Annotated in this window: 14 protein-coding genes, 1 tRNA gene and 5 pseudogenes; 13 read left to right on the plus strand and 7 right to left on the minus strand. The window is 58.5% G+C overall.

Features of this window, described 5'->3' with window-relative positions; translation table 11 throughout:
* Positions 1-318: 318 nt before the first annotated feature.
* Both Thiowin_RS14665 and Thiowin_RS14670 read right to left on the minus strand, forming a co-directional pair.
* Positions 319-1,248, minus strand: a complete 930-nt coding sequence (locus Thiowin_RS14665) for a DUF6279 family lipoprotein (protein WP_328983747.1) — start codon at positions 1,246-1,248, stop codon at positions 319-321.
* 89 nt (positions 1,249-1,337) lie between these two features.
* Positions 1,338-2,108 (minus strand): MliC family protein, encoded by a 771-nt coding sequence (locus Thiowin_RS14670; protein WP_328983748.1) that lies wholly within the window; start codon positions 2,106-2,108, stop codon positions 1,338-1,340.
* Positions 2,109-2,280: 172 nt separating this feature from the next.
* Between Thiowin_RS14670 and Thiowin_RS14675 the strand changes: the two genes are divergently transcribed.
* On the plus strand, positions 2,281-3,768 hold the full coding sequence (locus Thiowin_RS14675) for a mannose-1-phosphate guanylyltransferase/mannose-6-phosphate isomerase (protein ID WP_328983749.1): 1,488 nt from the start codon (positions 2,281-2,283) through the stop codon (positions 3,766-3,768).
* A gap of 157 nt (positions 3,769-3,925) precedes the next feature.
* Here Thiowin_RS14675 and Thiowin_RS14680 read toward each other — a convergent pair whose 3' ends face one another.
* On the minus strand, positions 3,926-4,633 hold the full coding sequence (locus Thiowin_RS14680; protein WP_328983750.1) for a hypothetical protein: 708 nt from the start codon (positions 4,631-4,633) through the stop codon (positions 3,926-3,928).
* Positions 4,634-4,747: 114 nt separating this feature from the next.
* Between Thiowin_RS14680 and purU the strand changes: the two genes are divergently transcribed.
* Positions 4,748-5,602 carry a formyltetrahydrofolate deformylase gene (purU, locus tag Thiowin_RS14685; RefSeq protein WP_328983751.1) on the plus strand — a complete coding sequence of 285 codons (855 nt, stop codon included), beginning with the start codon at positions 4,748-4,750 and terminating at the stop codon, positions 5,600-5,602.
* A gap of 72 nt (positions 5,603-5,674) precedes the next feature.
* On the opposite strand, the gene ffh is transcribed toward purU, so the two are convergent.
* The gene (gene ffh, locus Thiowin_RS14690) at positions 5,675-7,084 is read right to left on the minus strand and encodes a signal recognition particle protein (RefSeq protein ID WP_328983752.1); all 1,410 of its coding nucleotides are present in this window, start codon (positions 7,082-7,084) and stop codon (positions 5,675-5,677) included.
* A 243-nt stretch (positions 7,085-7,327) separates the two neighbouring features.
* Between ffh and Thiowin_RS14695 the strand changes: the two genes are divergently transcribed.
* Together Thiowin_RS14695 and Thiowin_RS14700 are read left to right on the plus strand one after the other, a co-directional pair.
* Positions 7,328-8,149 (plus strand): cytochrome C assembly family protein, encoded by an 822-nt coding sequence (locus tag Thiowin_RS14695; RefSeq protein ID WP_328983753.1) that lies wholly within the window; start codon positions 7,328-7,330, stop codon positions 8,147-8,149.
* A 44-nt stretch (positions 8,150-8,193) separates the two neighbouring features.
* Positions 8,194-8,269, plus strand: a tRNA-Thr gene (locus tag Thiowin_RS14700).
* Between the two features lie 193 nt (positions 8,270-8,462).
* Here the strand turns inward: Thiowin_RS14700 and Thiowin_RS14705 are convergent.
* From Thiowin_RS14705 to Thiowin_RS25350, 3 genes and pseudogenes are all read right to left on the minus strand, one after another.
* Positions 8,463-8,711, minus strand: coding sequence for a hypothetical protein (locus Thiowin_RS14705; protein WP_328983754.1), 249 nt, complete (start codon positions 8,709-8,711; stop codon positions 8,463-8,465).
* Between the two features lie 12 nt (positions 8,712-8,723).
* On the minus strand, positions 8,724-8,942 hold the full coding sequence (locus Thiowin_RS25345; RefSeq protein WP_408034263.1) for a hypothetical protein: 219 nt from the start codon (positions 8,940-8,942) through the stop codon (positions 8,724-8,726).
* Between the two features lie 30 nt (positions 8,943-8,972).
* Positions 8,973-9,062: pseudogene (locus Thiowin_RS25350) on the minus strand (helix-turn-helix transcriptional regulator); the annotation flags it as partial.
* Positions 9,063-9,361: 299 nt separating this feature from the next.
* On the opposite strand from Thiowin_RS25350, the gene lexA reads away from it, so the two are divergent.
* The 9 genes and pseudogenes from lexA to Thiowin_RS14755 all read left to right on the plus strand — a co-directional run bounded on the left by lexA (position 9,362) and on the right by Thiowin_RS14755 (position 26,304).
* Positions 9,362-9,829 (plus strand): transcriptional repressor LexA, encoded by a 468-nt coding sequence (gene lexA / locus Thiowin_RS14715; protein ID WP_328983756.1) that lies wholly within the window; start codon positions 9,362-9,364, stop codon positions 9,827-9,829.
* Between the two features lie 117 nt (positions 9,830-9,946).
* A pseudogene (locus Thiowin_RS14720) lies at positions 9,947-10,951 on the plus strand (helix-hairpin-helix domain-containing protein); the annotation flags it as partial.
* Positions 10,952-11,035: 84 nt separating this feature from the next.
* Positions 11,036-12,207 (plus strand): annotated as a pseudogene (locus Thiowin_RS14725) (IS3 family transposase); the annotation flags it as partial.
* Between the two features lie 149 nt (positions 12,208-12,356).
* A pseudogene (recD2, locus tag Thiowin_RS14730) lies at positions 12,357-13,556 on the plus strand (SF1B family DNA helicase RecD2); the annotation flags it as partial.
* A 10-nt stretch (positions 13,557-13,566) separates the two neighbouring features.
* Positions 13,567-14,295 (plus strand): annotated as a pseudogene (locus Thiowin_RS14735) (SOS response-associated peptidase).
* Between the two features lie 790 nt (positions 14,296-15,085).
* A complete protein-coding gene (locus Thiowin_RS14740) occupies positions 15,086-17,314 on the plus strand; it encodes a VIT and vWA domain-containing protein (protein ID WP_328983757.1) in 2,229 nt (742 codons plus the stop codon).
* Positions 17,307-17,741: a MerR family transcriptional regulator gene (locus Thiowin_RS14745; protein ID WP_328983758.1), complete on the plus strand. Its 435-nt coding sequence runs from the start codon at positions 17,307-17,309 to the stop codon at positions 17,739-17,741. Before Thiowin_RS14740 ends, Thiowin_RS14745 begins: the two co-directional genes overlap by 8 nt.
* 19 nt (positions 17,742-17,760) lie before the next feature.
* Positions 17,761-18,750, plus strand: coding sequence for a radical SAM protein (locus Thiowin_RS14750; protein ID WP_328983759.1), 990 nt, complete (start codon positions 17,761-17,763; stop codon positions 18,748-18,750).
* A gap of 78 nt (positions 18,751-18,828) precedes the next feature.
* On the plus strand, positions 18,829-26,304 hold the full coding sequence (locus Thiowin_RS14755) for a sacsin N-terminal ATP-binding-like domain-containing protein (RefSeq protein ID WP_328983760.1): 7,476 nt from the start codon (positions 18,829-18,831) through the stop codon (positions 26,302-26,304).
* The last annotated feature ends 5 nt before the right edge of the window (positions 26,305-26,309 follow it).

A 26,309-nucleotide genomic window follows, 5' to 3' on the forward strand; every position in this document is an offset into this window, starting at 1 on the left:
GAAACCTGCGTTTTTCACCGTCCTTGCGCGGAATTTGGGGGCCATCTACACCAGTAGGTGATGATGATAAACCAGCTCGCCGCTATTGCCTCGGATAAAACGACCGCGTATAGGTTCGCCGATGTACGTCCTCTCCTCGCCCAATACATCACCAATGGAGATGTTGGTAGCGATTTCCCCAATGACGGCAGCGCCCATCGAAAATCCTTGATCTCAGAGCTAATGCGGCTTATAGCTTAGAGTGAGAAGTTAGAGTGAGAAGTTAGAGTGAGAAGTTAGAGTGAGAAGTGAATTTAGTTGTCTGAACAACTTAAGGAATCAAACCCCTGGCGCCTGCGTTGGCCGGCGTTGTTGCAAAGACTCGAATTCCTCGCTAAGAACCTTGAGTTGTTTCCCAAAGTGCTGGCGCTGCGCCTCTGACAGGCTAGGATCGAGCGCGACAACGAGTTGAATCAGACCCGCGCGCATTTGATCCCGCGCCTGGACCAGGTCGACCGGCATGTCTTTAAACTCGACCAGCCAGCGGTTCAGAAAACTCAGGATTTTCTCGTTGCTGGCGTCGCGCCTGAGAAGTGCAATCAGTGCCTCGCGTTGCTGGTAGCGATAGGCATACCAACTGGTCTCGACGTCTGGAAACTTGGCGATTTCCGTGCCTACCAGTTCGCGCTGGGCTTGGGTGAGATCTCCGGTCGCCCATTCGATATTTTCAATGTATCGCTCTATGCGTTTGCGCTTGCGCTTGGCAAGACTCTCCGGGCTGTCATCTGTCGCGTCATCGCGCGCCTGCTCTTGAAATTTCTTCTCCAGTGCGTCGATCTGTGCGTCGCTCAAGCTGGTCAGCAGTGGAGCCGTAGCGGCCACGAACAAGCGTGCATGGCGCTGGTACATTGGCTCGAGTTGGTCCACCCAGGCCGAGACCTTGGCTTTGGTGAGCCCCGCATTGACATCCTCAGCCGCCTGGGTGAGCAGAGCGGTGATGGCAGGCACCTCTTCATCCCGATGTTGAGCGAGTGCTTCGCTTAGCAGCGGACGCCAGAGAGCCACCTGGCGGTCATCAAGGCCTAGGTAGCGACTGGCGTAAAGCTCGATGGTGAATGCCGCGGTGTTGTAGGCGATTTGAATTTGCGAGCAGCCGCTGATTGCCAGGCCCAATAGCAGGGCGGCCGGCAGGAAAGTAAGCAGGCGCCGCTTCGGTCGCAAGACCTTGTGCGGGCAAGCGAACATTCTATGCGGGTCAAGTCTAAGCACGGAGAACTCCTATCACAGATAAAAGAGCTGGATGAAGATGTCCGGGATGAAGGCATTCGCGGAGCGCCTTAGGTTCGGCGGCTTTAGCGTTAATCCTCAGCCTGGCAGCGATGCTCCTCGTCACCGGCGAGGGTGAAGGTGGCCGATGAGCCTTTAATCCAAAAAACGCTGTCTGCTCGCGCATAACGTGCACCCGAGCCTGAGACAGCCTGCGGTAGCTCGATCTGGCCACCGGTATACTGAATGACCGCGCTGTCTTCCTTGTTGATCTGCTTATCCACGGTGGGATCCGATGCGCCAGACCTCGCCTTGGTGAACCTGACCCAGAGATCAAAATCCGGCTCGCATTGATAGTGAATGGGGGCGTTCTTGCCCGCTGTTTCGCAATCGAAGTGGCGAAACAAGGTCTGGTTACCGAATTCATTCTTGGCAAGAAAGACATATTTGTCGGTCAGATCCAGGCGCAAACGCCCGTCGCTGGTGGTAATTGAGTTGTCGGGTGACCAATTGGCGGCGGGGCTGGCGAGGTCGTTCTCGGTGCTAATCAGCTTGGCTGGAATATATGTGCCGCTGTCGTCAGGCTCGAGCTTGATGGCGTGAATTTGCACCGGCTGAGCGGTTTTCGCGCTTTGCATTTCGCTAGCAAGGATTCCCTGCGCATTGACAACCACCCGCAAGGCTGGCTGCTCGGTACACTGCCACTTGATGCGGGTGAGGGAGGAGAGTTCGGACGCAGAGAGGGATTCTGGAGCGGGCGCGGAATCAAGGACGGACTCGTCAGCGGTTGCACCGTTGCCGAGCAGCAGCGCAGCGGCGGGAATCAGATCGAGCAGGGCGGCACATAAGAGCTTAATGGGCATCAATGAATCCTCATGGTTGCGCTTCTGCCCTGCCGAATCTGCGAGGACAGCGGAGCCACGCGCCGCGCGCGGATCAGAGTTGGTGTTTGACCGAGCCGGCGGCGATTGGTCTAATCTAATTTGCCCGACCGGGCGTGATTCTTCAGTTCACTTGATCAGGATGGATGCTTGCATGTTACTACAGCCGGTGATTTTGTCAGGTGGTTCGGGTTCCAGGCTTTGGCCTTTGTCGAGAGAGGCCTACCCCAAACAATTTCTGCCGCTGACCAGCGAGCACACCATGCTGCAGGAAACTGTCCGGCGCATCGACGGGCTCGCGGCGGAGCATCCGCGACTTGCGATGGAAGCGCGCGCGCCGATCGTGGTTTGCAATCAGTCACATCGCTTTCTGGTAGCCGAGCAGTTCCGGCTGATGGAGCGCGCTCTGGCGGCCATCGTGCTGGAGCCGATCGGGCGCAATACCGCACCCGCCCTCACGCTGGCGGCACTGACGGCCACCGCGGACGCAGCCGATCCAGTGCTGCTGGTGATGCCGGCGGATCATGTGATCGCCAACGACCAGGGCTTTCGCGCTGCCGTGGCGGACGGCCTGCAACTGGCGGATGATGGCGCTGTCGTAACCTTCGGTATTGTGCCGAGCAAGCCGGAAACCGGCTACGGCTATCTGCGCCAGGGCGCCGGCCTGGAGCAGCCAGCGCTGAATGGGCGCACCTTTCGGCTCGAGGCCTTTGTTGAGAAGCCCGACCTTGACCAGGCGCAAGCCTATCTGGCCTCGGGCCAGTATCTGTGGAACAGCGGCCTGTTCATGCTCAAAGCCTCGGTCTGGATTGCACTTATCGAGCGTTTTCGCCCCGATATTGCCACTGCGGCAGCTGCTGCTTTGAGTGGTCAGCGCAACGCGGAGAATTTCATTCATGTCTCGGCCGAGGCATTCGCCGCCTGCCCAAGCGATTCCATCGACTACGCGGTGATGGAACCACTGAGCGCCAGCCAGACCGCCGATGATCCGCCCTTGCTGCTGCTGCCGCTAGATGTGGGCTGGTCGGATGTGGGCGCCTGGTCGGCGCTGTGGGAGGTACGCGAACGAGACGAGCAGGGCAATGTGCTCGATGGCGATGCCTTTGCGCACAATTCGCGCAATAATTTACTGCTGGCGCAGCACCGCATGCTGGCCGCCGTTGGGGTGGAAGACCTCATTGTGGTCGAGACTGCGGATGCAGTGTTGGTTGCACACAAAAACCACGCACAGGATGTCAAAGCGGTGACACAGTTCCTGAGCAAGTCCAAGCGCAACGAGCATCTCGATCATCAGCGCGTGCATCGGCCCTGGGGCGCGTTCAGCGGCATCGACAAGGGCGCGCGCTACCAGGTCAAGCGACTGACCGTCAAGCCAGGCCACGCCCTGTCATTGCAAATGCACCATCACCGCGCCGAGCACTGGATTGTGGTCTCCGGCACCGCGAAAGTCACTTGCGATGATCAGGTCCAATTGCTCACCGAAAACCAGTCGACCTACATCCCGGTCGGCGCCCGCCATCGCCTCGAGAACCCCGGCACCATTCCGCTTGAGATCATCGAGGTGCAGTCCGGCAGTTATCTTGGCGAGGATGACATTGTGCGTTTTGAGGATGTCTATCAGCGCACCCAGGAACCATGCTGAGGACGAAAGAACAATCGCCAAATGCAGTTCTGTTACCGCCAATCAATTGCACCAGCGGTCAGCCGGTTGTGACGTCTTAGTCCGCTAAATTGGCATTGACCAAGCTGGCAATCGCCGAGTTCACACTGGTACCTCGGGCCCTGCCTTCTCAGGCAGCCTAGGTCAGGTTGTCATCCTGCCAGAGGCTGTGCGGCTCATATTGCTCGAGGCGTTCGCGGATAAGACCCAAGCCTTCTTCAGCCATGGCGGACCTGACGCCATGGGCGTGCAACTGGCTAATCAGGGCTCCGCCCTGGTCGATCAAAAGCGCAAGCTGTTCAGCGTCGAAGAGTTCAACCGCCGCCTTCACCTCGCTGGCCGGCGATGACAGGAGCGTCGGCAGGAGTTCGTGCGCCCGAATGGGGCTGTCCGGGTCGAGCAGGTCGGCAATCAGGGGGCTTTCGAGAAGCCGAAAATGCATCGCCCGCGCTTGGGCTTCATCGCTCAGTTCTTGGAGTGCAACGGGATCATGGTCGCTGTGCCGGTGCAGTACTCGCATAATGACTTCAATGAGTTTCTTGATCGCCGTTTTTTGCTGACTTTGATCCTCTGGCAGTCCGCAGGCCTGCTCGTAGTGGCGCTCGAGTTCTTCCTTTAAGCTCAGAACCACTTCGCTGCCAGCGTCCGCGGGGAGCTCAATGGCCCGCTGCATCAGGTCGCGGAATGCGCTGCGGAAGGTCTCCAACTCGGCATGGTCGGCGCGCTGGGCGGCGAGTAATTCCTCGGGCTCGGCGGTCCAAGCTGGCCAGGCAAAGAGTGGGTTGTTGTGTCGGCGCTTGAGCTGGCGCTCGCGACGACCCGGGCGGTCAGTAAAGGGTAAGTCCATTCGGCGCACTTCCGGGATGCTCGCGCATCCGTTGAATGGGGGAGGTTACCGACATTAGGAAACCTCTCGGTATGTGGAAAATCTGTCGAAAAGTCACCTAGCAGAGAAAATTTCATGGAAAGAACCTATCGTCTGGTCATTTCCTGCCCCGATCAGGTGGGTATAGTGGCGGCTGTGAGTGATTTTATTGCCCGACTCGGTGGTTGGATCACTGAAGCGCACCATTATACCGACCCCGGCAGCCAGTGGTTTTTCATGCGCTATGTCGTGCGAGCGGATTCCATTGCCTTTGACCTTGAGAGCGTTCGCGCGCGCTTCGCGCCCACGGCTGAAACCTTCGGCATGCATTGGTTGATCAACGATAGTGGCATCAAACCAAGGGTAGTGCTGCTTGCCAGCAAGCAGGCGCACTGCCTGTCGGATCTGCTCTATCGTTGGCGCAGTCGCGAGTTGGACTGTGAAATTCCGGCCGTGCTGTCCAACCATGAGGATCTGCGCGGCTATGTTGAATGGCACGGCATTGCCTACCATCATCTGGCGGTCGACCCATCCGACAAGGCCAAGCATTTCGCCGCGGTCAAGGAGCGCATTGCCGAGGCGCGGGCGGATGTGATTGTGCTTGCGCGCTACATGCAGATTTTGCCGGCCGAATTGTGCGCGCTTTATCCGGCGCGCATCATTAATATCCATCACAGCTTTCTGCCGTCATTCGTCGGAGCCAAACCCTATCACCAGGCCTCTGAGCGCGGCGTGAAGCTGATCGGCGCGACCTGCCATTATGTCACCAGAGAACTCGATGCCGGCCCTATCATTGAACAAGACGTGGTGCGGGTAAACCATCACAACTCGGTCGAGGATATGGTCAGGCTCGGCCGCGATGTCGAAAAAATGGTCCTGGCACGCGGGCTGCGATACCACCTCGAAGACCGCGTGCTGGTGCATGGCAACAAGACCATTGTATTTGCCTAAACAGAGCTCGGGCGTCGTGGCGGATTGACTGGCCGAGCAGCAATGGCAGCGGCACCGAAAAACCGCGGCCAGCTAAAAAGGCATGCCTCCGCCAGGCGGGAAGCCGCCACCAGGAGGAAAGCCACCAGGCGGTAATCCCCCCGGCATTTGCCCCTGCATCTGGCGCATCATTTTCGCCATGCCACCGCCCTTCATTTTTTTCATCATCTTTTGCATTTGTGTGAATTGCTTGAGCAGTTTGTTCACATCCTGCACCTGGGTGCCAGAGCCCATGGCGATGCGTCGGCGTCGCGAACCTTTAATGATCTGCGGGTAGGCGCGTTCCTTGAGGGTCATGGAGTCCACGATGGCGATCAACTTGGTCAGTTCCTTGTCGTTGATCTGCTGCTTGACCTTGTCGGGAATCTGTCCCATGCCCGGCAGCTTGTCCATCAGTCCGCGCATGCCGCCAAGCTTGTTCATCTGCTGGAGCTGATCGCGAAAGTCTGTCAAGTCAAAGCTCTTGCCCTTGTGGAGTTTTTTTGCCAGTTTCTCGGCTTTTTCGTGGTCAACCTTCTGCTGCATCTCCTCGACCAGCGAGACCACATCGCCCATGCCGAGAATGCGCGATGCCACGCGCTCGGGATGGAAGGGCTCGAGCGCGGCGGTTTTTTCGCCCACGCCGAGGAATTTAATCGGCTTGCCGGTAATCTGGCGGATCGACAATGCCGCGCCGCCGCGTGCATCGCCATCGGCCTTGGTCAGAATCACCCCGGTCAGCGGCAGCGCCTCGTCGAAGGCCTTGGCGGTGTTGGCCGCGTCCTGGCCAGTCATGCTATCGACCACGAACAGCGTTTCGATTGGCTGCAGCGTCGCATGCAGGCCACGAATCTCGGCCATCATGGCCTCATCGATACCAAGTCGACCGGCGGTATCGATGATGAGCACGTCTTGAAATTGCTTGCGCGCAGCGTCCGTGGCTTGTTTGGCAATGATCAGTGGCTGATCCGCGCCGGTGCTGGGAAAAAAACTGGCGCCGACTTCATCGGCCAGGGTGCGCAGCTGGTCGATGGCGGCTGGACGGTAGACGTCGCAGCTTGCCAGCATGACCTTCTTCTTGTGCCGCTCCTGCAAAAAGCGCGCGAGTTTGGCGGTGCTGGTGGTTTTGCCCGAACCCTGCAAGCCGGCCATCAGGATGATCGCCGGTGGCTGGGTGCTGAGGTCGAGCGCCTCATTGGCCTCGCCCATTAGGCTGACCAGCTCGTCATTCACGATCTTGATCAGCACCTGCCCGGGTGTCAGACTCTTGGTGACCTCGGCACCAAGCGCCTGCTCGCGCACCTGCTCCACGAAAGAGCGCACCACCGGCAATGCCACATCGGCCTCAAGCAGCGCCTTGCGTACTTCACGCAGGCTTTCCTTGATATTATCTTCCGTCAGCCGCGCTTGACCGCGCAGGCTTTTTACAACTTCGCCAAAACGTTCCTGAAGGGTATCGAACATCAGCACGCGTGCCGCGACTCGCGCGGCAAACCTCCATATAATGCAATTTGTGACAACCTGCGGGTTGGGGCTATCGCGCCAGCCCGGGCTCGGGATTTAAAAACCCAGGATCTGGATTTCATAAGTGATCCCCAGACCGCGCGCAGACTTCTTAAGCTCCCGGGCGAGCGCCTTGTAAGCGAGCGTCCAGCAGCGGGTGTCCGGTGCGTTTCCCCCCAGCAGGCTTTGTGAGATGATGACACTATGAAGCAGCCAGTCCTAGCCTTTATCAGCATCGGCCTCTACCTCGCGGCCACGGCCCTGATTGCCTACCGCCTGTTCATGCGTGATCGAGCGGTCCTGCCGCCGCGTATGCTGGCGCTGGGCACCGCGTTCGCGGGTTTTCTCCTGCACACCTGGTTACTCTACCAAACCATCTTCACCGGCGCGGGCCTGAATCTCGCCTTCTTCAATGCCCTGTCGCTTGCCTCCTGGACGGTGATCGGTTCGCTGTTGGTGCCAAGTATCAATAAACCCGTCGAGAATCTGGGCATCGTGCTCCTGCCCGTGGCGGCGCTGACCATCCTGCTCGATGCCGTCTTTCCCCACGTCGGCTTCATGAGCGACAACGCAAGCTGGATGCTCAAGCTGCATGTTCTTCTATCAATGCTTGCCTACAGCCTGCTCACACTCGCCAGCGTGCAAGCCCTGCTGCTCGCGGTTCAGGATCACTACCTGCGCAAACGCCAGCCCAATGGGTTCATTCGCTCCCTGCCGCCACTCATGACCATGGAAGCCCTGCTGTTCGAGATGATCAGCGTCGGCTTTATCCTCCTCACCCTGGCACTGCTCAGCGGCGTCGCCTTCCTCGACAACCTCTTTGCCCAGCACCTGGTGCACAAGACCGTCCTCTCGGTCTTCGCCTGGATGGTCTTCGGCGGCCTGCTCCTCGGGCGCAAACTCTGGGGCTGGCGCGGGCGCAAAGCCATCACCTGGACCCTCAGCGGCTTCATCATCCTGCTACTTGCCTACTTCGGCAGCAAACTGGTGCTCGAACTCATCCTCCACCGCACCACCGGCGCCTGATGCAAAGCCGCCGCCTTTTTCCGGTATAATCGCCAGTCTCGAAGGCCGATGTAGCTCAGTTGGTAGAGCAACTGATTCGTAATCAGTAGGTCAGCGGTTCAAATCCGCTCATCGGCTCCATGTTTTTCAAGGGCTTGCGCGAAAGCGCAAGCCCTTTTATTTTGGCCGCGCCTCCCTTGGTAGCCGTTTGGTAGCCGTTCGTCGTAGGCTAGGAGCAGGGAATTTCCTCGGTAGCCTTTGGACGACCAGGGACTCAAACCCTTCCCCGGAGGCTGCCGACAGTTGGTCGTTTCGGTTGACCGGACCACCTCCGTCAAGAACTCGCCAGCGATTCTTGGTCTGAAGGGCTGGCCAGCCGCGAGGATCGTGCATTTTTTGCCGGCGTGAAGTCCTCGCTTCCGATCAGATATCGGACTTTCAATCCGCGCGAGCCAAGTCCCCTGATCACTACGCCATCGGCATGGCGCATCGGTAACCCGGCTGCTTCCGCACCCTCCTTGGCTTCATCCCTGGCATCGCTTGTAAAGCCGATTTGGCTGCCGCAGACGACAATAATGAGCATCTGTCCAATCTGCTAAGCTGTCAGCTTGGCCAACCCATGTGACTCGGACAATACCCGCTCTGGTTCTGGGGCTCCACTCAATCCGATCATGACCTCGTCGTGACGCGCCAAACCAAAAGTTGCTCGCATCGAATGCAAGCGCTCAACCAACTGCGCCATGTCGGCTTCCGGGGTTTCACGAATATGCGCCGCAATCACGGCTTCAACCTCATGTTCGGGCCATGCCGCCATTCTGCGTCCGAGAGCGATTGGGCGGGGGAAGAGCCCCTCGCTAATACGGGCGTATAGGCGGGAGCGACTGTAACCTGTCCGTTCCAGAACGACAGGGAGACGAAGGACGCTTGTTGACATACGATTTCTCCATCGGTTGTTGTGACATCCCACCCGCGAGAGCCGGACAAATTGGCTTATTGGCGCTGAAGACAAAGATCACGGCGTCCCACGGGAACCATGGAGACAGTGTTGGATAAATTGCACTTAAACGCGACAACGAAAGCGACCGGAAATCCGGCACCTTTCTGTCTATCGAAGATATTCCACCTGCCGTTATACTTGACCGCCTGAGCAGCAATCTTTTTCAGCCAAGCCATGTCTTCTCGGCTAAGCTGAGATCAGACATCGCTGCAGCTGATTGAAAGACACTAACGCGCATGGCCCAACTCGCCTACCTGATTCCCCACCGCCGCACAGCCCCAGCCTGGGGTTCAGACTTCGAGCCCATCGATCTGGAACTGGAAGCCGGCGTCAGCCTGCCGCTGCTCGGCACCATCGCCGCAGGCCTGCCGATCGAAGCCATCGAAGACCGCGAGAGCGTCCAGGTCCCCTCGCACATGGCGCGCAAGGCCAGCTATGCCTTGCGGGTGCGCGGGCATTCGATGATCGATGATCATATCCAGGACGGGGACATCATTATCGTCGAGCAGCGCCAAACCGCTGACAACGGTGAAACCGTGGTCGCCAAGATCAATGGCGATCAGGTCACCCTGAAGCGCTTCTACATCGAAACCGATGGCATCCGCCTGCAACCGGCCCATCCCGACATGGCGCCGATCTTCCTGCGTCATGACGAGCTCGAAATCCTCGGCATTGTCACTGGTGTGATGCGCCTCGCAGCTTGATGCACGTGAGCTCGGCCTTGCACCCCGGCTGCGGCGTGATGGACTGAGGAGATCAGGCGGTAGGGCCATGTAAGGTCTGCTGATCTGCAGCCAATCGGCTTCTGCGACAATCCGCCCATGCCCGACTCGGTCTCTCCAAACTATTACAGCGGTTCTCCGCATGAGACCCTCGCCGGTCCGGTCGAGCGCGTCACCTTCCATAGCCCCGAGAGCGGCTTTTGCGTCTTGCGGGTTAAGGTCCGTGGCGAACGCGAACTGATCACCGTCGTCGGCAATGCCGCTCAAGTCACCCCCGGCGAGCACATCGACGCGCGCGGGCAATGGACGATTGATGCCCGCCATGGGCGGCAGTTCAAGGCCAACGAACTGCGCGTTGTCCCACCTGGCACCCGCGAAGGCATCGAGCGCTACCTCGGTTCCGGGATGGTCAAGGGCATCGGCCCGCATTTCGCCAAGCGCCTGGTCGATGCCTTCGGCGAACAAGTGTTCGACATTATCGAGCAATCCCCGGATCGTCTGCGCGAGCTGCCCGGCATCGGCAAGAAGCGCCAGGAACGGGTCACCCGCGCCTGGGGTGAGCAGAAGATCATCCGCGAGATCATGGTTTTTCTGCAATCCCATGGCGTCGGAACCGCGCGGGCGGTGCGCATCTTCAAGACCTATGGTGAAGCCGCCATCGAGCGGGTACGCGGCAATCCCTATCGGCTGGCGCTGGACATTCGCGGCATCGGCTTCAAAACCGCCGATCAACTGGCCGAACGGTTGGGCATTCCGCGCGACTCGCCCTTGCGCGCCCGCGCCGGCGTGCGCCATGTCCTGCAGGAAATCGCCAGCGACGGCCATTGTGCCGCTTGGCGCGAAGCGCTGGCAGAACGCTCGGTCAAGCTGCTGGAGATTGAGTCTGCTGGCATTGAAGACGCCATTGATCTGGAATTGGCCGCCGGGCAGTTGGTGGCGGAAAGGATTGAGGAGCGCGTGCTGGTCTTTCTCCCCGCCCTTCATCGCGCCGAAGCCGGTGTGGCCGAGTCCTTGATCCGCCTGCGCGCGGGCTCGCCGCCCTGGGGGAGCATTGATACCGAACGCGCCTTACCCTGGGTGGAAGCCCAAACCGGACTGCGCTTGGTATAGTGGACCCCAATTTTAGGACACTAAATTAAGTTAGTTTTGCCTCATCTGAAGAGACTTGTAAAGACTTGGAGAGAGCAGATGAGTGAGAGACAACGCAAGACCTTCAGTGCCGCTTTCAAGGCCAAAGTAGGCTTGGAAGCGGTACGCGGAGTGAAGACGACTAACGAGATTGCGCAGGATCACGGGGTTCATCCGGTCCAAGTAGGCCAGTGGAAGAAAGCCATCGTGGCGGACGCCGGCAAGCTGTTCGAAGGCCGGCGCGGGCGCAAGAAAGTGGACGACAGTGGCGACGAAGAGCGACTCTACAGCGAGATCGGGCGGTTGAAAATGGAGCTGGACTGGCTGAAAAAAAAGTCCGGGGTGAGCCTGTGAGCGTGCGTCGCGGGTGGATCGACATGGGCGGCCTTGATGATGGCGGGTTAGCGGTCAGTCGCCAATGTGCGCTGCTTGGCGTACATCGCTCTGGAGTGTATGCACACCGCCATGATCGTATTGCCGAGCCGAGCGAACTGGATCAAAAGTTGTTGCGGCTGATTGATGCGGAATACACCAAGAGACCATTTTATGGGAGTCGACGCATGGTTGTGATGCTGCGCGCACAAGGCTATGCGGTCAGTCGCAAACGCGTTCAGCGTCTCATGGGCGTTTTAGGTTTAGCCGGCATGTTGCCTGGGCCTCATACAAGCAAGCCGCATCCTGAGCACAAAATCTACCCCTACTTGTTGCGTGGGCTGGCCATTGTACGGCCCAACCACGTCTGGAGCAGTGACATCACCTATGTGCGACTCGCGCATGGATTTGCCTACCTGGTGGCCATCATCGACTGGTACTCACGACGAGTCCTTTCTTGGAGATTGTCGAACACAATGGACACGGGCTTTTGCATCGATTGCTTGGAGGATGCGCTGCGCCACCATGGCCGCCCGGAGATCTTCAACACCGACCAGGGCGCGCAGTTTACCAGCCTCGCCTTCACCCAGGTGTTGCGTGACGCCGAGGTGGCCATCAGCATGGATGGGCGCGGCAGAGCCCTGGACAACGTCTTCGTCGAGCGTCTGTGGCGCAGCGTCAAATGGGAGGACATTTACCCCAAGGGCTATGAGACGCTCTCAGAGCTGTTCATGGGCCTCTCGGCGTATTTCCCCTTCTACAACGGTGAACGCCCTCACCAGGGGCTTGGCTACCGAACGCCGGACGATGTGCATGTGAGCGGCAAAGGAGGTGGTGTCGTGGTTGCTGATCACTTTGGCGATCACCCGCCAGCGGAGTCGTCGGCTCCGCTACGCTCCGCCGACGACTCCGCTGGCGAAGAACTGGGGCAGCGCCAATCCGCTGCGACTGAACTGGGCGCGCTAACTTAAATTCGGGGGAAAACTGTCCTTGACATGGGGTCCACCTCATGGCCGACTCGCAAAAACAAGCCGTCAGCCAGGCCGTCACCGGCAAATGCACCCTGCTGACCGGCGGTCCCGGGGTGGGCAAAACAACGGTGGTCAATTCCATCCTGCGCATTCTGCGCGCCAAGGGCGTGAAGGCTACCCTGTGCGCCCCGACCGGACGCGCGGCCAAGCGGTTGTCCGAATCGACCGGTCAGGAGGCCAAGACCATTCATCGCGTGCTGGAGTTCGATCCCAAGACGCAGGACTTCAAGCACAACGCCGAGAATCCGCTGGAGACCGACTTATTGGTCTGCGACGAGACCTCCATGGTCGATGTCAGTCTGATGCACAAGCTCCTGAGTGCTTTACCAGACTCAGCCGCCGTGCTCCTGGTCGGAGATGTCGACCAATTGCCCTCGGTCGGCCCGGGCGCGGTGCTGGCCGATGCCATTGGCTCCGGTGTCTTGCCGACGGTCCGGCTGACGGAGATCTTCCGCCAGGCTCGGACCTCCCAGATCATCGTCAATGCCCATCGGATCAATGCCGGACTCTTGCCCCACACTTCCGAGCCACAGCCGCCGGACGGCGACTGGTTTTTGATCCGCAGCGACACACCGGAGCAGATCCAGGAACGGCTGATCAAGACCCTCTGTGAGCGCATCCCGGCGCGCTTCGGGCTCGATCCGATCGCCGATGTCCAGGTACTCACGCCCATGAACCGAGGCGGTTTGGGCGCGCGGGCGTTGAATGTCTTGCTGCAGCAACAACTCAATCCCCAATCCCAGCCGCGCATCGAGCGCTTCGGCTGGATCTTCGCCCCGGGGGATAAGGTGATCCAGAACGTCAACAACTATGACAAGGAGGTCTTTAACGGGGATTTTGGCCGAATTCGCGCCATCGACACCGAAAACAGCGAGGTGCGTATCGCCTTCGATGGGCGGGAAGTGGTCTACGAATTTGGCGAACTCGACGAGCTGGCGCTGGCCTATGCCACCAGCGTGCATAAGGCGCAGGGCTCCGAGTATCCGGCGGTGGTGATCCCCTTGGCGACTCAGCACTACATGCTGTTGCAACGCAATCTGCTCTATACCGGGGTGACACGCGGCAAGCGCCTGGTGGTGCTGATCGCGCAGCCCAAAGCCTTGGGCATGGCGGTGCGCCAGATCGGCGGGCAGCGGCTGACGCGCTTGCGGCAGCGGTTGATCGAAGCGTCGGTTTGAGGAAAAGCTGATGTGCGGACGCTTTGCCCAATGCTTCGATGTGCAGGCCACGGCGAACTGGCTGGAGGCGCAACCGCCGATTGGAACACCGCCGGCGCGCTACAACATTGCTCCAGGCAGTCGGATGCTCGCCTGTCGATCCAGAGCCGACATTCAGCGGGAACTGGCATCTTTCCATTGGGGCCTGGTTCCCAGCTGGGCCAAGGACCGCAAACTCGGCTACAAGACCTTCAACGCCCGTGCCGAGACGGTGGCGGAAAAGCCGTCCTTCCGCGCGGCGTTCAAACATCGGCGCTGCTTAATCCCGGCCGATGCCTTCTATGAATGGCAGACCACCCCCAACGGCAAAAAGCCCTTTGCCTTTCGCCGCCGGGATGAACAGCCAATGACCTTTGCTGGGCTGTGAGAAGAGTGGATCGATCCGGTATCCAGTGAGATCGTCCAAAGCGCCACCATCATCGTGACCGAGGCGAACCCGGTGGTTGCTGACATCCATGACCGCATGCCGGTGATCCTCGCCCCGCAGCAGTGGGAATCCTGGCTTGATCGAGGCAATCAGGACAAGGCCGAGCTGCTGGCGCTACTCAAGCCCTGTCCAGGAGACCAGATCATCCGCTACCCGGTGGACAAGGCCGTCGGCAACCTGCGTTTCGACCGGCCAGAGTGCTTGCTGCCTGTTGGTGAGGACATCATCCGTCAGCCTAAGCGTGACTTGCTCATTGGTGCAAGGGGTCTTTAAGACAGTGTGAACACAGTGAATTGGGCAGAACAGGGCGCACCGAACAGCGAGTAACCCATCATGATCAGCTGCTCAGCCCCCCTAGGGCCGACGTGCGAACGATTCGCGCATTGGGGCTTGACAACCAAATTGCGCCTTGTCAACAAATTTCGCGCGACACACGGCCTGATGCATGATCGCAATTTCAACCACTTGCAACATGGTTGCGCGGGTATTAAATTAACCAAAAAACAATCGATTACAAGATGACAAAAATCTGACCAATCGAAAACGAAGCGCGCTAAGTCAGCAGGTTAGGCGCCAGCGGGGCGAGTTGTTCACAAGGTTATCCACTGGCTCAGTGGAAAAGCCCATTTGTTGCAAAATCCCGCGATCTTAGCGAGGGTTTCTGAGGAAAGGCGGAATGCTTGCCATCTTAAGTCGCTTCGCGCTGGCTGGGCGAGCATGCCTGTGATCCGGTTCGCCCTGTGCCGCGAACCTTGATCAAACTTCGGCAGTGAAAACATCCCGAAACGCTCCCAAAGTCGCGTGCTGCGGCGACAAGTCCGTCACGGCAAAGACCACCTTATCAGAAGCGCGGGGGAAGGCCTGCTCCAGATGGGCGCCGAAGGACTCGGAGGTGCGTCGCAGACCATTGCCAAAAGTGCCGCGCCCCCAGGCGCCAGAACCAGTTCCTCCCTTTTTAAGACAGCCTTGATGTTCTTTAAAACTGATCTATACTCTGCGCAACCACCACGGATGCGCGACGAGGGTCGCCGCGTGCCTGGCGCTACAGCAGCGGAGACTCAGAATGGATCAGACGGCCTCGTTACCCACACCCGTGCTCACCGCCACCGCCCTGCGCGGCCAGTTCTCGGGTCTGCTCGGCGAGTTGCGCATCAGCCAGACCTTCGTCAATCAAGAAGCCGTCGCGATTGAGGCGGTCTTCACCTTCCCGGTGCCGCTCGATGCCGTGCTGTTGGGGGTGAAGGTCCGGCTGAATGGTCGCGAGCTGGCGGGCCAGATTCTCGCCAAGCGCGATGCGGAAGATGAGTACGAAGACGCCATCGCCAGTGGTGATCGCGCCATCCTGTTGCAAAGCGCCGGCCCCGGTCGCTACACCGTCAACGTCGGGCAGTTGCAAGCCGGCGAAGGTGCTGAGCTGGAGTATCGCTACGCCATGCTCGGGGTCTGGGATCAAGCCTGCCTGCGGCTGCTGCTGCCGACCACGCTCGCGCCGCGCTATGGCGATCCGGTGCGCGCCGGGCTGGCGGCGCATCAGGTGCCGGGCGTGTCGCTCGCGGCGGAGCATCGCTTCAGTCTGAGCCTGGGTCTCGGCGGGGTGCTGGCCACGGCACGGGTGAAGTCGCCATCCCATGCCATTTGCGTGCAGCGCGACGGCGACCTCCAGCGGGTCATGCTCGCCAGTGAGACCGCGCCCATGGATCGCGATCTGGTGCTGGCCATCCATGCCGACCCGGCGGGTACGGCCAGGCGCCCCACCGCCCTGGTCGCACCGGACGGTGAGGGCGCGGTGGTGTGGCTCAGTGGTCAGCCCGAGCTGCCTAAGCCCTGCGAACCGACGCCGCGTGATCTGGTGCTGGTGGTTGATTGCTCCGGCTCCATGGCTGGCACCAGCATGGCGCAGACCCGCCAGGCCTTGCAGACCATCATTGAGCGCCTGCTGCCGAGCGACCGCATCAATCTGATTGCCTTCGGCTCAGCGCCAGATGCGCTGTTTTCTGCCTTGCAACCGGCTGATGCCAGCACGCGCCACGCGCTTAAGGAGCGGCTCCAGCGACTGGATGCCGATCTCGGCGGCACCGAACTGGGTCGGGCGCTGACGCTGGCCTTTCAGCATGGCGAAGGCGCGCCCGGCAAGCCGCTCGATATTCTGCTGATCACCGACGGCGAGGTCTGGGGCGCGGACACCCTGATTGACGCGGCCCGTCGCTCCGTGCATCGGCTGTTCACCGTCGGCGTTGGTGCGGCGGTGGCCGAGGATCTGGTGCGCGGTCTGGCTGAGGCGACCAAAGGCGCTTGCCTGCTGGTGCATCCCAATGAGGCCATGGCCGAGCGCATCCTGCGCCACTTCGAGCGCCTGCGCGCCCCGCGTGCGGAACTGAGGCTCCATTGGCCGCAGCCACCCCAATGGAACTGGCCGGAGCCGGCGAGCGGCGTCTTTGCCGGCGACACCCTGCATCGGCTGGCCGGATTCGCCGCCGTGCCGGAGGGCGAACTGACTTTGGTCTATCAGCGCGAAGATGGTCAGCAGACCAGCCAGCGCCTGGCCCTGCAACCCCTGCCGAGCTTTCTGCCGGCGGATGTGCTGCCCCGCCTGGCGGCGGCCAAGCGCCTTGAGACGCTGCCCGAGGCGCAAGCCAAAGCCCTGGCCTTGCAGCATCAACTGGTCAGCGTGCACACCCATTTCATCCTGCGCGATGTCGCCGAAGTCAAAGCGGCAGGACTGCCCGAATTGCGCCAGGTCGAGCACATGCTGGCGGCGGGTTGGGGTGGCCTGGGAACCGTCGACATCGAGATGAGCTGTGCCGAAATGTGTTACGAAGCCGACCCGCCACCGCCCGCGCCCATATCCTCACCGGCCTTCTCAGCGGCATCTGAAGTGCGCTTTTATCAACCTCGCACGAGCCCTCGCCCCAGTGCCGCAGAAGCCGACCTCGCCGCAAGAGAGGAGGCCAGCGCCCAGCACCAGTCGCTGCGCGCCTGGCTACTCGCCGAACAAAACCGCCTGGGCGATCCCCAGCAGCCCCTCCCGACGCTCGATGAGCTGGCCGGTGCCGGCGTGATGGATATGCTGATTGTCATGCTTCAGCGCTGGGTGGACTCCGGCACCTCGGAAGAGGCACTCGTCGCCGCCGTGCTGCATCTGTTCTTGCAGTATCAGCCCGACCTGGTCATCGCGCGCGAGGCTACACGCCGGCTGCGCTTCCACTACCAACGCGAATTAACCGACAAACAACGCACCCAACTCGACACCTGGATAAAAGGATGGTGCGCGCCGGAGAGGGACGATGACTGACCCGACCGAGCGCCCCAAAGCAGCCGAGCCCAGCTTTTCGATCGAAGAGCTGTGTGGCCTGAGCGGCGTGGCCCGGCGCACCGTGCGCTTCTACACCCAAAAAGGCCTGCTCGACCCGCCCGAGGGCGCCAAGCGCGGTGCTTACTACACCCGCCGCCACCTGGAGCAACTACTGCTGATCCGCCAGTGGGCCGACGCCGGCGTGTCGCTGGAGCGCATCGGGCGACTACTGCGCGGCGACGCCGAGCCACTGCCTTTTCAGCCGGCGCCCGGAAGCGTGGAGGTCTGGAGTCGGGTAACTCTGCGCCCGGGGCTGGAAGTGCACATCGAGCCCGGTCGGCTGGGACTGGACGCCGAGCAGGTGCGTGGGCTGATTGGGCAGTTTAGTGCGGTGGTGGATGGACTCAAGAATGGTTCAGTTAGCTGACCGACTGCGGCGGCCCAGCTTGAGATTTGTCGAAGGGATCAATTTCGAGTTGACTTACGACTGCCCGCTCGCCTGCCACCATTGCCTGCAAGCCGACCTGCGGCGCGCGGGCAAAACCGGCTGGGCTGCGCCAGAGATGATCGTCCAGACCATTCATGAGGCGGTCGATCTGGGTCTGACCTCAACCGGTATTAACTTCACCGGTGGGGAAATTTTCGTCCCTGGCAGCCCGCTGTCCCAGTTTCTTCAGGTCACCAAGGAGCTCGGGGTACCAGTGCGGATCAACACCAGTGGCTGGTGGGTTCATGGGCGCCCATTCCAGATCGGCGAACGGACATTCAGCAACACGCAAGCCGTCGTTGACTGGCTGAAGGACTCTGGCGTTGCCATGCTCGCGATCAGTTGGGATCGACGCTTCACGCAGTATCCCATACTCAAACAGCGGGTTTGCCAGCTCATCGACGCCTGCGAACAACGCCAACTGCCTTACCAAATCGCCATCACCGCCGCCACGGCAGCGGAAGACGCGGCACTGACCAAAGACCTCGAGCAACACATTCTCCGACCGCCCTTTCTCGGTGAAATTGTCTCCATGGACATGGTCGATTTAGGTGCAGCGCGCACTTGCATGGAAACAGCTCAACGAGAACCGCAAGAACCGCTAAACACACTGATCGCGCGAACACCCTGCGGCGGACGCGGCATCTACCGCCCTAGCTTCCTCCACATCGCCCCCGATGGCGGCCTGCGCTCCTGCATGTATGCGTCAGGAGCGAACTGGCTGGGCTCCATCGCCAAGCAGTCTCTGACGGAGCTTCTTCAAATCTTCGCCACCAACCCCGTCGTTGCAGCCTTTGCCAGCGGGCAGCTAGAGCGGCTGATTATGCCAGCTGGCCCGAGCCGACCAGCCCCAGCTGACTGGCCCCGTCACCCGTGCGCCGTCGCTGCTCGCTGTGCGGCAAGCATCCACAAGATTTACCAGAATAAGCACCACATAACACCGTGTTGAGCTACACTAAAGCGAATATATCGTGATACCCAACAGCTATTTCGCACCGCATTGACTTGCAGCATCAAGGTATTTCTCTTGGATACACAAGCCTTTAATCCCGATACAGTCAACCTGATCACGATCAACCTGCAAGACCACTACCTGACCGGCTTTCCGATCCTCAAGGAGTTGATCCAAAACGCCGACGACGCCCGCGCTCGCCGCTTAATCTTTGGCCAGCATCGGGGCTTCCCACAGGCTGACCATCCGCTACTGCAAGGCGCGGCACTATGGTTTTTCAATGACGGCCAATTCGCCGCCACGGACAAACCCAACTTGCGCGCCTTTGGCATCGACACCAAGGCTGGTGACGCCCAGACCACGGGCAAGTTCGGTCTCGGCATGAAAAGCGTATTCCATCTGTGCGAAGCTTTCTTTTACCTTGCCTGGGATGGGCACGAACAGCATCGTGAAGCGCTTAATCCGTGGAAGAATGCCGACGGCAACCTGCACCCCGAGTGGGACGGTCGCAACGATGGCGACTGGCAGTGGCTGGAAACGCTCGGCTGGGATGTCGCCGGATCAAACAGCCAACATTGGTTTTTGCTGTGGATTCCTCTGCGCCGTCGCGCTCATTTGCGGCGCGACAATGGAACAACCACAGGCGCCATCGTGGAGCATTTTCCCGGTGATGATCCACAACAGGCTCTCGAGTTTCTGACCGATGCCAACCTGGGTGCGGATTTGGCGGAGCTGCTGCCGCTGCTGCGACATCTGGAGACCATCCAGTATCGCGACCAGGACAATCCCATCAGGCTGCAAGTACAAGCCAAGGCGCGCCTGCTCGGCGAGTTGGCGTCAAATCAAACGCTTACCCAAGTTGACAATCGCGCGACCACCCTTGGTCAAGTGGTGGACGAAACCAACACCGCCTGGCTAGAGTTTACCGGAGTGACCCATGGCACATCAGCCGCTTGGCCACAGCAACTGAAAGCCTGCGAGGCATGGCCGAAGGTGCGTTACCGGGACAAATATGGGCATTTGCAAACCAAGCCTGATCATCAGCGCCCCGAGGCGGCAGTCATTTTTTGTACTCATCGCCAACGCATCCGTGCAGGAAAACTGCATTGGGCGGTAGTGCTACCCCTGGCCGACGGTGAACTCTTGCTCAGTTCAGATGCCGGTATCGTGGTTTTATTGCACGGGGAGTTTTTTATTGACGCTGGGCGTCGCGAGATTTTTGGCCAGCAGCGCCTCCACGAACCACCTGAATCCAACCTGCGCGATGGAGCCAGCCTGCGATTGGCTTGGAATCAACGGTTGGCGCAGGATGTGGTCGCTCCAGCAATCTTGCCTGCACTGGAGCACCATGTTCAGGAACTCGCGCTTGACCACCATCACATCAGCCAACTCACTCAAGCCATTGGCACCTGTGACTGGTTCAAGCTGTTCAAGCAACACATCTGCGCGCGGGATTCTTGGGTGTTCGTGCTCACTCAAGATGGCTCACACTGGCGGTGCGTGTCAGGGGATGATCGCCAGCGGCTGCGTCCAATGCCGGTGAGCAAATCCGAACTAGCAAGACCCTGGTTAGTCTTTCCACGCTTGGCGGAGATGGATGTTCTTCTTTACGACAGCAACGCGCCAATTCTTTCTGACCGTCATCATACTTGGCAGGAAGCGGAGCTGTGTGAACTTCTCGCCGAAGTCAATGGACTGTTTAGCGATGTTTCAAGCATGGATTACCTGGAGAATTTTCTGGCTGATACTGCCAGCGCTTTTGTTCAGACAGAGCGAGTCGAAACTCAGTTGATCCGCTGCTTGCGCGACGCGATGGCTGCAACGGATCGCGCCAATCGCCAACAATTCGCCGAGAAGGCTCGACGATTGTTGCGGCGAATCACCAGCCTGCGGCGTTTTGATTTGACTGCTTTTCTTCCAGAATCGACTTTGCGCAGGCTCTGGAGATCATCCAGCGACATTCTGCTGATACCAAAGGAGCTGGAAACCAAGGATGCCAATGCGCAGGCGGATGAAAAAACGCTGCGCGCCTGGTTTGACCAGCTCGATCAAGAAATCCGCATGGCCGAAGGATCCGCTTTTGTTCCCCTTCTGTCAGCCGCTCAAGGTCTCCTTCCCTGCGATCCTAAAGAACGCGGTCAATTTCTGCGCGCGCATCCAGCGTTGCGCATCATTGCGCTCCGGGATCCAGTGACCGGAAAAGACGCCCCTGCCGCAACCGCCGATATTCAACAGGCAAGGGAGAATGGGCATTTGTTTGGGTTCGCCCAAGGTATCCAGAGCGAACAACTGGGTTTTACACCCTTGCTTGCTCGAACCCTGCCAGAAACGACCATCCGCCTGGTACGAGCAGATTTGTTCAGGCAACTCTTTCCCGATTATCAGTCACTGCCACGCGCCGATGATCCAGTTGCAATTTTAATCGCCGTGGGTCGCTCTCCAGGATTGCTTGCCGGCTTCAATGAACGCTGCGCACTGCTCCAAAAAGCGAACGATCCTGGGACGAACCTAATGGCTCGTCGTGGTCTGCGTTATCTGTTACACGGATCCTCTGCGCACCGGGAGGACGACCAAGCGACACTTTGGGTTCCCAAATCAGGCGAACATTCAGCATGGTTGAAGCTTTGGTCTCAGCTACATGAGGATGTGGCGTGGAGCCAAATTGATGCCGGTCTTGCTGGTACCTTGGCGACGAACCGGTACCAGCAAGCCGGTATTGAGGTGATTGACCCCAGAACCCTACTCGGTTTACTGAAACAAGCGCCTCATCGTATCACCGATCCTGGTTGTTTTTCATTAGGAGAACGCGAGTGCATTCTCGCAGCGCTTGCAGACGATGATCTCTGGCGTCGCTTGCCGCTGCATACTGACCTGTTAGGGCAACCAGTCAGCGCTGAAAAGCCCCTGGTGTTTCTCGCACTGCGCTCAACGGTTCCCAGCGATACCCTGATCAGCCGGGCGACCCTGATTGCCCGGTCCAACAACCGTGAGATCGCCAATCAACAGAAAGAATGGCTCAAGCCACTTGATGACGTGGCTCGCATCGAACTGGCGCTTGATGCGGAGGACTCCGCTATCTACTGCCAAACAATTCTCGATGCGCTCATGGCGATCAATCTTGCAGACCACCCCGATCTGCGCTGGCAACTTCGGGAACACAGAGCCTGGCTGCCCACGCAAGAGGCTGGTTCCGTCAAACCCGAGGATGTCATCGATTTGTCCGCATTTGGGCTATCAGATGACCTATGGCGACTCACCGCCGAGCACCAGAAAAGAACCGGTCAATCGATCTACACAGTACCGGAAAGGCTGGCAAACCTGGTCACCAAGCATCCGGCTTGGACAAGAACCGTCCAGGCGCTCTGTTCATCCGAAGACAGCGGCGTGGAAAGACTAGGGCTGTTGCTTAGCGATCTGAACGATTATCGGATCGGTGCCTGGCCGCACGCACCCGAGTCAGAACAGCTTGATTTGCTCGCTGGATGTTCGGAGCTTCCTGCGTTCTCACTGCTGGCGAAACTCCAAGCGCAGTCAAGGATTGGCGCCAACGCCGCCTGGAATGCGTTGCGGGATGGTCTCGCCAAACCTCTATCACCCGAACGACTTGCGGCAGTTCTGGCCTGGCTCAGTCAGACCACATCGAACTGGACTCCCCGCAAAAAGTCATTTGATCTCTATCTGGGCTGGTTGGCCGCTTGTTCAAACTTCAAGACCACCTACCTTCCCGCACTCAAATTGGCCGCATGTGATTGTCGCTGGCAATCTCCTGCCAAGCTGTGTGCTGGTGCGCATGGCATCGATTCTGCCTGGCAACTTGATCAACGCCAGGCTGACCAACTAGCGGGTCTGATCTGCCGTTGCGATCGCCACCCTGAGCAAACGGATCAGGCAGCAACATCCAGTTTATCCGCTGATTTTCGGTCGATGCTTGAGGCCGCGCCAAGCATCCTGGCGGACTATTTCCGCGCCTTTGATCAAGCCGGATTTCCGTCAGGAATGACCGGCGCTATTCTAGCCTTGCTTGGATCATCAGTTAGGCCGCTCGCGGAACAATATCTTCGCCCACACAGTTATCAGTGGTTCCTCGGTCAACTGAATTGGATCGATCCCGGCCGTACAGCGGAGCGCGTTCGGTGGATGGGTAACCAAACTGCCGCAACCGCGCTTGATCTGATCAGAGCTGGGGTGCGTGTCGTCGGTGACCAACAGATTTCCGCCCTGAATCTGCTTGGTTCGCCAATACAGGTTCCGCTCGAAACCGAACCGCGCACTTTGCTTGCCGGTCCTTTCCTCTGGAAAGGTGGATATGCCGTCGAAATTGCCCTGCGACGCATCGATTTGCAACGACTCGCCCCGGCGCAAGGCTGCGAATTACTGCGCGCGACCGCTGAAAAGCTCTACGCCGGTCTTTACAAACAAAAACAACCTGATTTCAGCAAGCTGTGGCGTGATCTCGATAATGTGCAGCAATTGGAGATTGGAGCGGCGCGACAGCATATCCTGAGTCATCTTGCGTTTTACCTTCGCCAGCTTCCAATTAAAAACGAAGAATTGAAAAAGGCGCTTAATCGTGTGCAAGAAGCAGAAAGTCGACAGGTTGAAGCCAGCTTGCACAATCAACCAACGGCTCACTCATCAACATCGCATCACGCTAAACCTGAACAACTCGCTGACTTGATTCAGAACAACGAGACCGTCGGCCAAGCGATTCTGTCCGCCTATCGGGAAAAGCTGGATCAATTGCAATACCAGAAAAGCAGTATTCCCTTTGAGCTTTTTCAGAATGCCGACGATGCCGCGAGCGAACTTGGCGAATTGGAAGCCTTTCCTCACGGAGATCGTGACATTCCCCAGGATGCGCGCCGTTTTGTCATCGATATCCACCAGGATTCCATTCGTTTCATGCACTGGGGGCGGCCTGTCAACGCCCGTGGCCCTGCGGGTTTTCCAAGTGCCGACCGTGGTTTTGGGCTTGACCTGCAAAAAATGCTGGTCTTGTCAGCGTCCGATAAACCACTTGCTGAGCAGGTGACGGGGCAGTTCGGGCTTGGTTTCAAAAGCGTGTTTCTCGCTTGCGACCAACCGCGCCTACTGAGCGGTCGTTTGGCGCTGAATATCGTCTCCGGCATCCTCCCTCAACCACGCGATGATTTGCACAATCTCCGAAAAGTGCTGGATCATTACGCGCTGCCAAACTCCAGACTGAGTGGCACCCTGATCGAGCTACCCGCTGTCGATCCAAACATTCAGCCACAAATTCTTGACCGCTTTGAACGTCTCGCCGGTCTCCTGAGCGTTTTCGCAATTGCCATCCGAGAGATTTCTCTCGTCCGCAATGTTTCCTCACAAAGATTTTGCTGGGAACCAGAGTCGCCGCTGCCAACTGTCCCAGCTATTGAGTTCGGCAAACTGCGCCTTCGTGACAAATCATGGGGAGCGGAGACCAACGCCATTTGCATACGCACTCGATATGGTGCAGTCCTCCTTGCGATAGGTCCCGGCGGCTGGCGTCCACTACCAAACAATACGCCAAATATCTGGGTCACCGCGCCGCTGTGCGAACCAACAGGTTTCGGTTTTGCCTGTTCCGCCGCTTTCGATCTCGATACCGGGCGAGTCAATCTTGCCATCAATCGTCAAAAGAACATTGGGCTTGCGCAGCAGCTTGGCGCCGAGGTTGGAGACGCACTAACTGCGTTACTCATGGCATCCCAGGCGAACTGGCCGGATTTCCGCAAAATCCTTGGCTTGGATCCAAACCAGGCGGCACATGATTTTTGGCTCAGATTCTGGCAATGCCTGACCCAGTCCTGCCTGGAGCAAACCGATGCAAGCACGCATCAAGTCTTGCGCGAGTTAGCCTTAGCTCTTTTGCATCGACTGAGCGCCAACTCCAAAGCCATCCCGAATGGTCTGCCTGGCGATCTCCAAGCCATGATTGACCGCGCCGACGCGCGATTTCGACTGTCGAAAAAACTGTGCGACGAGCGCATTGTGGCCGTTTTAGCAAACTGGGAGTCTTTTGCGCGCAAATACCCCCGGCAACAAATTGTTAGTGAAGAGATCGGAAAAATTCTCAAAGCAGGACACCAATCCGGTCACATGGCCGATCCGATCCCCCTTGGTCTGTCCGCTCTCCTTGCCTTGCCTGAAGGGTTAAGACTTGCGCCACCTGATGTTCAGGCGCTTGGAGCCATTCATGAACTGACCGAGGAAGACCGGGAGTGGCAAGATCCAAAGGGGAAGGTACAACCGTTATTAGAAAAGCTGAAGTTCCGCACCCTCAATAATAAGTGGCAACCCGCAACCGATCTGCTTGCCGGCGTTGGCGCAAACAAAGATTCTGACGAACCGCTCCGCTACGATTTAGCCCCTGACAGCCGGCGACTTCATCCGGAGTACTGGACAGGTATGGCAGATCGGCAAGGGCTCGCATTTTTCTTTCTGGCACGCGGATTCTTGAAAGCGGATACCAACGAATTAGCACAATGGATTCTGTCGGCACAGACAGAGACAGAAAAGCGCGCTGCGCTGCGCTACATTGTGGATGGCAAACTTGGCGGAGACGTAGCCGATGAAGTACGCGGTCAGCGTTGGTTGGAGCATGTTTTACAACAAACAGACCTGCTAAATGCCTTTGAGGCAGCGGAAATCACAAAGCTTAAACGACTGCTGGCAACTGACACGGAAATAGATGATCTTGGAACCGAATCCCCTGAGACGCTCCTTCCACCGCCAACGCATTCACTTTCGTTGAAGGAAGCACTGCACCGTATCTTCGACTGGTGGGATAAAGAGGGCAAAAGCCACGAACAACAACACCGTGAAAAACTCTACCCATTAGGCAAGCTGAATTTTTCAGTCGATGACGGTAGCAGAAAGATTGACCGGGACTTTTGGCTGACCTTGCTCGCACTTGGTGCGTTTCAAAGCATGGGTCGTACACATGAAATTCAGCATCGCGGCTTTATTGAACATTGCCAACATAAAAATTGGTGGCAAATATTTGCTAACAAGGATCCGAAACTCTGTCCCGATCAGTGGATGGATGTGATCGAACAATACGCCGATGGGCAGCATGACGACGAGCAATGGAGCCAGTGGATTGCTTACTTTCCAAGACTTTATCGCTTCCGCCGTTGGATGGATGATTATGTTGATCTGTTCCTTTCGATTGACCGATTCAATCAGGATTTTACGCTCGATCAACTATTGACCCCCAAAGCGAATCCGCATTTTCAAGGAGGCGGCATCGAAGCTCCACCACTGATTAGAACTTTGCGTGTTGGTGGCCCATTAATCATTCGCGAACTGTTGTATCAAAAAATCATCACCAATCCGCTTGCTATTCCCCACGCCTACGCTCCCATTCAGCGCATTAAAGACTGGTTTGGCCAATTTGATGAAATCGTTGAGACATCCAATGACATTTATGATCTTCTCGTCAAACACCTCGACGAGCAGCGGGCTACCTTCAACGGCGCGTACGATATTCCGCTGCGCCTGATTTCGTTAGACCAGACGCTGGAACTGCGCATATTGACCCAATAGGAGAT

This window comes from Thiorhodovibrio winogradskyi (assembly GCF_036208045.1).
Taxonomy (GTDB): domain Bacteria; phylum Pseudomonadota; class Gammaproteobacteria; order Chromatiales; family Chromatiaceae; genus Thiorhodovibrio; species Thiorhodovibrio winogradskyi.